At 57.0% G+C, this 11,828-nt stretch carries 9 protein-coding genes; 4 read left to right on the top strand and 5 right to left on the bottom strand.

Annotated features, from left to right (window positions below; all coding sequences use genetic code 11):
• A partial coding sequence (locus AB0J58_RS42365; protein ID WP_364226974.1) for an NUDIX hydrolase occupies nucleotides 1–533 on the bottom strand: 533 nt, incomplete at its 3' end.
• Between the two features lie 1,633 nt (nucleotides 534–2,166).
• On the opposite strand from AB0J58_RS42365, the gene AB0J58_RS42360 reads away from it, so the two are divergent.
• Nucleotides 2,167–2,790, top strand: coding sequence for a hypothetical protein (locus AB0J58_RS42360; protein WP_364226971.1), 624 nt, complete (start codon nucleotides 2,167–2,169; stop codon nucleotides 2,788–2,790).
• Between the two features lie 35 nt (nucleotides 2,791–2,825).
• Here the strand turns inward: AB0J58_RS42360 and AB0J58_RS42355 are convergent, their stop codons facing one another.
• From AB0J58_RS42355 to AB0J58_RS42340, 4 genes are all read right to left on the bottom strand, one after another.
• A complete protein-coding gene (locus AB0J58_RS42355; protein ID WP_364226969.1) occupies nucleotides 2,826–3,614 on the bottom strand; it encodes a hypothetical protein in 789 nt (262 codons plus the stop codon).
• 16 nt (nucleotides 3,615–3,630) lie between these two features.
• Nucleotides 3,631–5,364 (bottom strand): hypothetical protein, encoded by a 1,734-nt coding sequence (locus AB0J58_RS42350; protein WP_364226966.1) that lies wholly within the window; start codon nucleotides 5,362–5,364, stop codon nucleotides 3,631–3,633.
• A gap of 3 nt (nucleotides 5,365–5,367) precedes the next feature.
• Nucleotides 5,368–6,450: a hypothetical protein gene (locus AB0J58_RS42345; RefSeq protein ID WP_364226963.1), complete on the bottom strand. Its 1,083-nt coding sequence runs from the start codon at nucleotides 6,448–6,450 to the stop codon at nucleotides 5,368–5,370.
• Nucleotides 6,451–7,270: 820 nt separating this feature from the next.
• Nucleotides 7,271–8,116, bottom strand: coding sequence for a HEAT repeat domain-containing protein (locus AB0J58_RS42340; protein ID WP_364226976.1), 846 nt, complete (start codon nucleotides 8,114–8,116; stop codon nucleotides 7,271–7,273).
• A gap of 60 nt (nucleotides 8,117–8,176) precedes the next feature.
• Here AB0J58_RS42340 and AB0J58_RS42335 point away from each other — a divergent pair, with 60 nt between their 5' ends.
• The 3 genes from AB0J58_RS42335 to AB0J58_RS42325 all read left to right on the top strand — a co-directional run bounded on the left by AB0J58_RS42335 (nucleotide 8,177) and on the right by AB0J58_RS42325 (nucleotide 11,417).
• Nucleotides 8,177–8,305 (top strand): hypothetical protein, encoded by a 129-nt coding sequence (locus tag AB0J58_RS42335; RefSeq protein ID WP_364226961.1) that lies wholly within the window; start codon nucleotides 8,177–8,179, stop codon nucleotides 8,303–8,305.
• 656 nt (nucleotides 8,306–8,961) lie between these two features.
• Nucleotides 8,962–10,227 carry a hypothetical protein gene (locus AB0J58_RS42330; RefSeq protein WP_364226958.1) on the top strand — a complete coding sequence of 422 codons (1,266 nt, stop codon included), beginning with the start codon at nucleotides 8,962–8,964 and terminating at the stop codon, nucleotides 10,225–10,227.
• A 569-nt stretch (nucleotides 10,228–10,796) separates the two neighbouring features.
• Entirely contained in the window at nucleotides 10,797–11,417 is a 621-nt protein-coding gene (locus AB0J58_RS42325; protein ID WP_364226957.1) for a DUF6461 domain-containing protein, read from the top strand.
• Nucleotides 11,418–11,828 lie beyond the last annotated feature (411 nt).

Genomic DNA, 11,828 nt, shown 5'->3' with positions numbered 1-11,828 from the left:
GTTGTCGTGCTCCCACGAAGGGATGTCTCCTTCCCCGCCCTCGATACAGAGTTATGTACCTTTTTGTTACCTCTGTCTAGTTTGGCAGGGAGGGGATCGGCCTCGATCTCCCCGGTCGGACTTCCGACCAGCTCGGCACCCCGCACGAGGAACAGATTGTGCTCTGAGTCGACCATGCCGCCCATCGGCTGGTAGGTGATCAGGTGCTCGATCTCCTTGGGCCGATATCCCGTCTCCTCCTCCACCTCACGAGCGGCCGTCGTCATGGCGTCCTCACCCGCATCGACCAGCCCACCAGGCAGCTCCCAACCCCACCGGTCGGCCAGGAACCGGTGCCGCCACATCAACAGCACCCGGTTCTGCTCATCGACCACCACCGCGATGGCCGCCCGATCCAGATGCACCACGTGATGCTCGAACCGCTCCCCATCCGGGATCGCAACATCAACGAGCCCCAGCCGGATCCACCGGTTGTCGTAGATCAGCCGCTCACCGTGCACGATCCAGCGCGTCTGCTCATCGTTGGTAGCCACACAGCGAAGTTACCGGCCAAGGCCCCTGTCGTACACGGGTAGGAGCAGACAGGGATCGTCCGATCACATCAAGCGCCATGGAGCCGGACACTTCGTGTGGACAAGGTCTGACGAGGGTGTCTCATAGGAGGCATGACGGAGATGGTGTGCGCATCCTGCGGTTCGGATGACCTGGTGCCTGGCAACGAAGGGACCATGTCTTGTCTCTCATGTGGCTTGGACACTAGGGACGGAGAGTTCATTCATCCTGAAATATGACAAAGGAGCATGCGGCTCTCCCCCTCGTACTGTGGAGAAGAGATCTAAGAAACGGTAGATAGCCGATAATTCGGCTAAGGGTGCCCCGCCGACGTGGAGCACCCTTAGCCTCAACGAGGGATCACCGACTGCGCAGCTGGCGCTGATGGTGCTCTCGTTTATCAGCAACCGACTGCATGCGCTGGGAGGCTGCCTTCAGGTTCGGATCGCCACTGCGGTCGGCGGCCGACTGAAGCCGTGACGCCGACGCCTTGTCACTGAGGTGCGGTTGTTTGGGCATGTCTCCATGGAGACAACTCCGTCGACCCACGTCTATGGTCAGTCGAGTCAGGACCCTGTTGCCAGCGCCAGGGAATCGGGCTCTTAAGCGCATGTCACCGAGTTGCCGAATTGTTCTCATGGGTATCAAGCGGCGGCGCGCCGCGCCGCCGTACCCGGCCCTCTGCCGTCCGCCGCCCGGGCGTGCGGCGTGGGCGCCGGTCCCGGCCGGCGGCGCCCCGGGCCGTCCACCGACCCGCGCGCCCGCCGTAGCCGATGCGCTCGCCGACCACCGGCCCGCCGCCGCTCCGCTTCCTGGGCATGCATATGATCAGCCTGTCGACAGGAGCAGGCCGTGATCTACTCTCCGTTCGGGATCTTCATTCTTCTCGTACTTGTATCAGCGGTCGTCATCCCCGTGGTGATAGCCATCGCGCTTATCCGGCTCTTTCGAAGCTGACGCCTCCAGCGAGGGGACTCCGCTCCGGGATGATCGAGACTGTCGAACGCAGAAACGTAGTCGGCTGAGGTGGGGCCGGATCTTCCCGCCTGCCACGTCCCAGGCAAGCCCAACATCTCGACTCCCCCGGATCGAGGCCGTCTGTGACCGTTGGCATCCCATGGCCGAGGAACGTCTACCGGCTGACGTACACGCGAAGACGACCTTGACCCTCCGTCCTCGAGCTGTTGCCCCTCCGGGGTGGGACGAGGCAGACGGGAAGATCCGGCGGGAAGGTGTATGCGTCCGCACGGGGTTCTCAGGGCGTGCCCGTCAGCAAAGGGAGCAAGGTGAACTCAAGGGGAATCACGAACATCCGAAGCGCTCCCCGCAGGTCAGCGTCTTCCTAGCTCAGCGACCAGGTGTGTTAGAGACTGCCCAAGCTGAGGACACTGCCCGATCTTTTTCACTGCTATCACGGTCAATATCTAATCCGTAACGGATTGGTCCATGCTAGTAGAGATAGGGTGTAATTCCCGCCGTTTGTCTTGCTGGTTATATATACTACCTGCCACGGCTCATGCATCCAATAAAAGAGGAAAGCTCCTGCTGGTCCTTTGCGGAAAAGTCTTGGTCCTACCGCTCCCGTCAGCCCAAATCAAATGTGAGTTGCGACTGATGCTGATATACGCTCCTCCCACCCCTACTCCCGCTCCGACAGTAACTGTAACTCAAACAATTGTGCCTACCTCGGCACCGACCATCTATGTACAAACACCCGATCAAGATATCGATGTATGGAAGGATGTAATTTTAGGAGATTTTGGTGGCGCAACTCTAGGAGCGATCATAGCCATATTTGTAGCGTTGTACATAGTACGTGGAGAGCGTCGCGCGCGAGTGGAAGATCGATACATGGCCGAGGCCACTGCGCTTGAATCCGCCGCGGACCGAACAGCGTGGTCAGTCATCAATCAAGACTTTGAAGGAGCGCATCACCGATTTATTGAATTCATAACGCTGTGTAGAGAACTGCCGGGCGAAGCAATAAGAGCTAAAAATCGGCGCCTAGGTTTCAGACTCTCAGCAAGCATTCGGCGTGAAGCCAGCTACGGCCAGATGCGTCGATGGCTTCTAACCTGCGCTGAGCAGACAAGCGAACTATGGAGCATATCTACATCGCTACAGAATCTCCCCGAAGAGAAGCAAGCGCTGATCCAATGGTTCCTGGTGAGCGCTCCAAAAGCGATTCGCGCATGGAAGGCTGACCCTGAACGCTGGAAAGCTCCCGTTAGTAAATAGCCCCTGTATCCGCAGCGTCGTTTTATTTTCCTCAGTCACTTACCTTTGCCGGTGAAGACAATCTGAGGGCAATAGATTTGCTTATCCACAACATACGCTGGAGCGATTAAAAACTTGATTGGATGCTCTGAATCGCATGACGACCATGTATCTTGGAAGGAAGGATCTATAAAAGCACCAGCTTCGTAATCCCACATCCACGACTGCTCTCCAGCCGCTGATTGTGCTACGCCACGGATCTTAAGAGCTTGCTCGCAGACATCAGTTACCATCCCATCAAACGATGGGTCATGCTGGCCCTTAAAAGCTCCTTGAATCTTGTCTCTGTCTAGCTCTGGGAGGAGCAGCCATCTACAGACCGCACTCATCACCTTAGCTATAGTTTCAAATCGCCGATCTTCTGAGCCACGCTTTAGACCGCGCCTTACCAGTGCCTGAACTCGCTGTTCTACGAGATTACGATATATCTGAGAATTCTCTAGATGCGCAGCAGTATCGGCTGACGTCAGATCCTCTCGTAGCACGGTTCTTTTCTCTAGCAGTTGGGCTAACCGAGCATCAACCCCTTCAAATAACTGCCAAAGCTCATCTACTCGAGAATGAAGTACATTATTCTCATTCTCGAGTTCATGGAGGCGATGTGTTTGTTTCCTAATCTCTTCTCGTAACAAAGAATATGTTTCAACCAACTCATGGGATAAAATTCCAGAGAGCCCATTTGCAGCGCCCAGCATGAAGGGCACTAATTGATCCTGCAGCCGGTCTTTTGAATTTTCTTGAGAGAAGTTTTCCCACTCATAATTATCTCCGGATTGCGTTTCCATGCATGCCTCCTAAGTGTCAGTAAGTGGGATCGAACTGTAAGTCAGCTTCAACTGATTCGCCAGTATGAGCTATCTGAGCACGAACATGTATCTCTGTTTCGCCGAAACGCATATAAACTTTTACGCTGCGCTTGTCTTGAGCTAAGTGCATCACTTGCTTAAGGTCAATATACAGTGAGCCAAGCCTTTTATTTCCTGAGTCTTCCACATATACAGGATTCTGATTAGGGCTAGAATACACTTCTATACTGAGGGCAGTTTGATGAGGATAGGTGGGTGTATAGCTGGTGACTACTTCCCTGTCAATGGGTACCAACTCGCGAGCTTTAACTAATACATCAAACCTGCCAGCGCAACGTGCTGCACCGTTAGGAAGGGTGATTCGTCGGCTCTGGGGATCGATTCCTTCTCTAAATACCCCATTCACTTCACAGCCGTAAGTTAGCTTCGTTTTTCGAGCAGTCGTTTGCGGCGAATAGGCATAATGCACAGCACCCAATAAGACAGCTACTTTAGGATCGCCGGGGACAGCTAGCTGAGCCCGTCCTTTTATATGAGCCTGCAACCTTTGCTGAAGATATGCCGACGCGCCAAACCCGCCTACAAGTAGAACTATTTCTTCACCTTGCGTATTTCGTCTTTGGACTCGCATTTCGTGGAGCGCTTTGTCGACGAGTTTCAAAATATTTGGAATGACGCTATCAAAAGCGCTTCTTGCTTCCTCTGCCGTAACAACGATGGTGTCACTGACCCCGTCCTGGATCGTTGCAATTCTATCCCTGACATCATCAGTCAGCTGTCGATCAATTGCAGCAGGAAGAGGTAGAAAGATATCCTCCTCTCGGTCGCTGGTTAGATGTATCTTTTCGCTTTCCCAGGCGTCAACTATACGCAGAAGCTCAGTCGGACATTCCTCTTGAATTCGCTGCAGCGCATCGTAGGATCCAAAGCGGTTCTGAAGTATGCGCATAACAAAATCCATATTTACATATTCAGAGCCATACTTCCCTCCCCAGTCATTCCCGATCTCCTGTAGATTATTTTGCGCGTCAGACTTATATGCTGTGATATCTACCGTTCCGCCACCGCAGTCCACCACGATGAAGCGGGATCTTGGCGTCATTAGACTTGCACGTTTTCCACTCATTCCGATCGTACGTACCCCGGATACGCGCACGTAGTATGCGGCAACCTCAGGCTCAATCGCCAGTAACAGTCTTTTGCGATCACCGGGAAGGCCAGCTGCTACAGCAAGCTCGCGCATAACTTGTTTCTGATAGTCGCTCCAAATCGCTGGTACTGTTAGACACCAACGAATTTCTTCTTCAACATATCCGCTCGCCGTTATGTTCTTTAGTGCTTCTTCATAGATAAGTTTAAGATACTTCTCTATGAGAACGTGTGCGTTGATATTTCTGCTTTTCACATCTACGGCGGGATTGCTCTCTTCCCCGGCCAACTCCATCTTGAATGCGCGAGCAAAGAGGGTTTTGTCTCGCTCTATCTTATCTCTTATTCCGGTCCACTTACGCTTGGCCTCGAATCCCCATGCCACTACCTCGCCTTCTTCGTCGAGCAGTAGAGCTGTGAGGTTTTTCGGGTAAGCGACAGGCTGGCCAGGCCATTGATTATTCCAAAAAACTTGCCGGCCTCGCATATCGTCATTGGCGGCACTAATCACTGACCAGGCATAACCAGTTCCGTGCGTGCCAAAGTCGATGGCTGCAACCACCTTTATACGCTTTTCCATGTATTACTCACCCCATCCAAACGCTTCGAGTACAGCTCTTTTGGCGCTTATCTCTAGTAGTTCGAGAGCCTCAACATGTCCTTCGATGTCCTGCGCTTCACGGAGGATGCTTGCCACCTTGCGTACGCGCACACGCTGTTCCTCCGATATCAGAATATTTTCTGCTTTGAATTTTTCCAGTGCCTCTCGGGCTGCTTTGATCGATCTATCGACTAGATTAGCTTCGAGATAGATTTCAGCCTGTTCAATGCGTGCATCTCCAAGATGAACTACGCCTCTCTCCACAGCCAAGTCGTAAGCAGCGGCAAATCCAGCTGCAATAGATCGACGTTCGTTCTTCATCTCGACTGGTAGGAGACGGTGGAGTCGCGGAGTGCGACCATAACGAAGTAGATGGTGCCACTCACCGAAGACTCCTACAGTTATAGCTATGGCTCTACCCAAAGCGTCTTCAAACTCAAGGCGTTGTGTTGGAGAAAGACTGTCGAAGCCAGCGCTAGCGGAAGGAATAGAAAATGGAGGGAGCGTCACATGCACTAATGATTGCTCCGTCGATTCAGCTATATTCCATGCCACTACTGACGCCCATATTCGACGATTTCTTTGCATCTCGCCGTAAACTAGAACAATAGGAATATTCGAGAGTGTTTGGCGAATTAAAGAAACATCTAAGTCGGTACCGCTTAAAGGGCGTCCTAGAAGTCCATCCATGGGTATCATGTCTGATTGCCAAGGCTGATTCAGCCAGTTGCGTCTTAGGGATATCCGGAATGATGCGTCGACATCCTTGAATTCGGTTAATCCCTCAGAGAACGGAGCAATAAGCAAAATAGGTTTACCCCGCTGTATCGCAGCTTGTCCAGCGATGGAACGAACCTTATCTGCAGAGGGCAGAAAAAGAGATTTCTCCAAGATTTTTTCTGGAGTAGCCAGAGCGGACTTTATAAGGACGCCTATTTCTTCCTGTCGATATTGCTCTGTTGACGCTTGCACGCCAACATGTCTTGCATCTTCTTCTTTTAGGTCCGCCAGGAGCTTCTGCTGATCATAGAACGAGTTGTCCCGTTGAACCTTGTAGATCTCCAACAACCGAGCTCCGAGATCGGACAGCACTCTGGCGATACCATCGGGCACTATGTCCACATTTGTCCCATTAACTCGGCCTTCTGGCGTAGCATGGGTCACCATACTGGAGAGAACGCCTCAAGGGGGGCCCTTGGTTCCCTTCCCTCCCTGTTCCGTGAAGATCAATTATCATGCCGCTGGTGACGTAAGTCGACGTCTCGTCCCTTGGGACGCCGTCGCGGTTCTTTCGCGAGGATGGTTGCTGATGACCAACGCTTTGCCCGTAGTAGATAGCGGCGGTACTTATACATTTGCCTGAATAGTCCGATATATCTCAACGAGATGATCTCCGTGTTCTGCCTCACGAGCGTCGAGGACGGAGGCTGCACAAGCCCCGTACCTCTCCGCAGAGCGCTCCGGCCATGTGGGACATCGACCTCCTTACACCCGAGAACGAACCCCTGCTCGGCATCGCCCGCCTCTGGGTCGAAGGTCGTGATCCGTTGGAGCCGGGCGGGTGCGGGTCGGTGAGATTGCTTCCCCTGACCTTCGGACACTGGCGACATCTCAAGCCAGGCGATGCGATCACCATGCACGAGACCCGAGCCCCTATCGGGATCGCGCGCATCACCGGGATCAGCCTGCCCATAACAGCCGGTTCCTAGTTGCAGTTCTAGTTGCAATCCAGCCCCGTTCAACTCCGTTCCGGAAGGACCGGCCGCGCCTGTTGGTCCAGGTGAAACTGATCTGAACGGTCAAGATCAGAGCTGCTAATGCGGTTTGGGTATCGGGGCCGTACCCACCGATTGTCCTTGGGAAGGGGACGATGCAGGCGGAGAGATCAGGTGAGCAGAGGTGTGTGTGGCGTGCAGGCTTCTAGGGCTTGATCAAGGACGCGGGGTCGCGGCTCGTCATTTTGCCAGCCCTCGGCCTTGAGCTTCTGTAACAGCGGCAGGAGTTGCGGATCACCCAGCTCCGCTGCGGCCTCAACATAGAGGTTGCCCACGCTTGGAGTGGCGAGCACGCGTTTCAACGCGGGCAGGATCCGGGCGTCGTGCCGCATCGCCAGGGCCACCGCGGCCTCGCCCGCTGTATCCTCCTCCGTATCCTCTAGGCGCTCGACGAAGGCCTCTCGGATCTCCGGCATATCGTTCTCACTGCGACTGCCCAGCATCATGGTGGCCCAGTCCCGTACCCGGGCGTCCGGATCGCGCATCAGCTTCAGCAGCACCTGGACCGCATCCTCGGGAAGCAGCTCGATCCCGGCCGGACTCCCGCGTGCCACCAGCCAGCGGACATCAGAATCCGGGTCGCCGGCGAATCGCAGAAGCGGAGACAGCACACGTTCGTCGCAGACCACGCCGAGTGCGTGGGCGGCGCACCAGCGCACTGCATCGTGGGCCGTGTCCAGCGGTAGGGCGTTCGCCGCTTCGATCAGGGGCGGGACGTGCCAGGAAAAGTCGAGTGCTTGAACCGCCAGCAGATCGAATCCGAGTGCTTGTACGCTTTGATCCGCATCAGACCACCAGCTCTGGGCCAGAGCCATGATCTCCTCGGGGGTGGAGAGGGATTCGAACAGCCGGTCCATCGCGTCGAAATGCTCGTGGGAGGAGCTCTCGTCCCAGTCGAGCAGTTCGGCGAGCAGGCCGTCAGGGAGCTGCGGTATCGACATGTTCTCGTTCTCCATGGTCAACGCCGGAGACGGTAGCCGAGTAAACATCCCAGGCAGAGATACGAGTATGCCGAGGTGGTGCTGGAGAAGTCGATCGCATTTCGGGGAGCCATCTTGGGAGCCACTCGGATGGACAGTCATGAACTGAGCCGGATGGATCTGAACGGCCGGATGCCCGGCGAGCAGCAGGGCGAACGGTTCTGAACGGTCCTGGAGATCGTTTGGGGATCTACGGATCAGAAGGTTGGGGTTTCGAGTACCTCCGGCCGCACAGTGCAAAGGCCCAGGTCATCGTGATGATGACCTGGGCTTTTTCGTGTTCTGGATCAGTTACCGGCGTCCGGCTGTCGTCGGCTGCCTCCGGCTGATCTTTCCCAATGAGTTCCCGCGGTCCGGGGCGCAGAACGTCACTGATCCGGCGTATGGCGATCTCGTTGTGCCCTATGAGGCACTTCTCGTACGTGCGGTGCAGGACCTCCACGCTGTTGCCTGCCCCACTCGGCTACTCAGCCCCGGCCCACCGAACGTCGCGGATGGGCCAGACGTCGTTCCAGTACGGACATAATCACCGCACTTGTCACGGCTGGCAGGTGTCCGCAGCGCTGCCAGTAGAGCATGATCCAAATGCTTGTCAAGGTGCTGAGGATATTGCCGAAGCGCTCCGTTATGACCCCCTTGAGTGCTCTTGTTGTGCTCTCACCCTGGCGTTTGGATCTAGGAGGGGTGATCTTCTGCGGTGCGTCACAAGCGGCGGGTTCCAGATGCCTCACCCGTGCCGCCGCCTGTTCTGCCCGGCCTAGGCCTCTCGTAGTACGCAGGGCATCGACCTGTGCTGTCTGCCAAGAGAAGGAGCCGTGACCTTGACTGCGCTGACCTACACCATCCTCACCGACCCGACATCTCTGGAGGCGTCAGTGGACGGGCGACTCCCGTCTACGGGGACGGTGTATTTGATGGTCACCAACACCAGACAGACGGTGCCCTGGTTGAGGATCGAGGTGAAGGTACCCGTCGGTGATGGCGCCGGCCACCTCACCCGGGACATCAGCACGATCAAGCCGAGGGGCGAGTACACCGACACCCAGTCGGGCCCCCAGGCGGCCACCCAGCCGGTGATCGTCCAGCCACAAGGAACCGACGTCTTCCAGGTCACCACCCAGAGCGGTCGCTTAGAAGGTTTCGCGCCTGGTGACTACATGTTGCTGACACTGGAGAACGTCGCCGTCGCTCCCACCGCCGGGGTAGCCGTGCTGACAGTGACCGAGACCACCAAAACCAGTAGAGGATGGCAGACCAGCCACGCGGCGGTGCCGGTGGTGAAGGCCGCTCCCAAGGAGATTCCGGCACCGCGCGACTTCCGCCCGGACAAGGCCATGCTGGACGCCGGAGAAAACCTCACGCTGAGCTGGGATGGGTCCAACGACTTCAGCTATGAGATCCGGTTCCCCGGCGGGCATGCAGTCATCGCTCCGGGCACACGTACCTGGGCGCCAGCCGATGCCCCGAAGCGGGCTACCACCTACATCTTGGTCGCCACCGACCCCACTACTCAGAAGCAGCACTTCCTCACCACGACCGTTCAGGTGCGTTACCCCGTCCTGGAAACCCTCACCGCCACGAGTGGCATCGATACCCCCTGGGTCCAGGGGACGGCCAACAAGGGGCGCGTCACCTTCACCGGCACAGGGGCAGAGATCTTCTCCAACTCCGGGGGGCAGGGAACCGTGCACGCTGACAGGGCCGACCTCAACGGTGTGAATGCCGAGTGGGTGCAGGGGAGAAGCGCTGACGACGGATGGATCAGCTTCCCCAAGGAAGGCCTGAACGTGCGTAAGGGGGCCGGACAAGCCTGGGGAACCGTGTTTGCTGACAAGGTCGACGTGAACGACGTGATCACCAACCAAGTTCACGGATCAGGCGAAGGCAAGGGGTATATCCAGTTCCTGGACCAAGACAAGGGCGTGCGGATATTCGGTGGTGTGTCCGCTGGCTGGATACGGGGACTTAACGATGACGAGGCATGGATCCGCTTCAATGAAAAGGGCATATGGGTGCTCAAGAACCAGAACGGCAAGCGTGAGAGCGCGAACGTGAGTTGCGCAACGGTCAATGACCGGCACGCATGATCACGATGTAATCAGCACTGTCGGCGGATGACAGGGACAGGGGTCAAGGTCGTTCGGACGTAGGGCGCTCCACCTTGACCCCTGTCCCTGGCCTGCTCCCTAAAGGGGAGACGGCGGCGGGATGACCGGCCAGGGCGGGCTTCCGAGCGGATCACTGTGAGAAGGACGAGTAGCTCACGCAGGCACTGGCAAGCCTGTTTCCAGGAGCCAGCCTGGGAGCCACCGAGGCGGACGGTAGCGAACATCAGCGGATCGATCTGAACAACCGGACTGCTCGCAGCCTTCACGGTGAACTGGTCTGAACGGTCCTGGAGGACGTTCGGGGACCTACGGATCAGAAGGTTGGGGTTTCGAGTACCTCCGGCCGCACAGCAGGTCAAAGGCCCTCCGGGATGATCCCGGAGGGCCTTTTCCGTGCCCGTACAGCAACGGGATCTACCGCCTCCGTCGCCGCCCCTGACGATGTGCCGGAGAGGGTTCCTGAGAGGCTGCTGATGAGCCCCTGTTCTGTCTCACCCGTCTGCGAAGATCCTGAGCTCCGCGTACCCGAAGTGACGGAGTCTCACGACATGAGCGATGAGCGGCCTGCAGACGCCGATATGTACCGCTACTACCGACGTCTTCTTAAGGACAGCTGGTTAGAGACGGGCATCTGCTGGACCGTCGTTGTTTCTAACGACGGGGAGCCACTCACGCTCGCCGAGATCGGGGAACGAGTGAGCAGCGGCGCGAAGCATGAGATCCACGAGAAGGCACGCTTCGAGGACGACTACTCCGACGAGGCCGCCTGGGCGATGCTAGTGGGCCAATCCGGCCCGGTGACCGTGTTGTTCGAGTACAACGGCTGCCACGGCGTCTATCCGCCGACGCTTCCACGTCTCAGTGTCGGCGCCCGGGCCTACAGCGTCTACTGGAACGTGAACGCCAACAACCGCGTCGCCTTCGCTGCCGATGGAGAGCTGCTCCTGATGGTCGATGCCATGTACTCGGAGGCGTGGGCACAGGAGCCGAATCTGGCACGCTGGCCCGAATTGGCGGCCATGGCGCCGCACTTCAAATGGAGGAACGGGAAGAGCTGGCGAGCCGCGGCGCTGGCGACGATCGAGCTGACCACAGGAGCCAGGCTGAGCCTGGACTGGTTTGACCAGGAGCGCCCTTATCTCACTTCCCAAGATCCTGCATCGGATTGAGCAGAGGTGGGGCCAAGTGGGATCAGACCAGGCGCGGAAGAAGGCCCTCATGTGGTTGTTTGGCCATGCTTCCATGTAGGCAACTCCGTCGACCCACGTCTATGAGCAGTCGAGTCAGGACCTTGTTGCCGGTGTCAGGTAGCCAAGCCCTTGACCGTACTGATGAAGAAAGTTGGGCGTCACGGGCTGTCCGGGGGTGCTTGTCTGCACTGTTTGCCCAGGTGACAGCCTGGAGGTATGAGGTACTCAGACAGAAGCGGGGGATTGTCCGGCACGGAGCGGGAGCGTCGTGAAGCGCTGCGGCTTCGGGGCGGCGGTTCACGTCCTGGGAGATGGTGTGCGGGTGATCAAGCCCTGGTGCTGGCACGGGTGAGATCCATGTGACAAGAGACGGCCACTTCGTAATCCTTC

Source organism: Streptosporangium sp. NPDC049644, assembly GCF_040675205.1.
GTDB lineage: Bacteria > Actinomycetota > Actinomycetes > Streptosporangiales > Streptosporangiaceae > Streptosporangium > Streptosporangium fukuiense.
The sequence above is the reverse complement of the archived record's forward strand: the minus strand, read 5'-3'. Positions and strand labels throughout refer to the sequence as shown.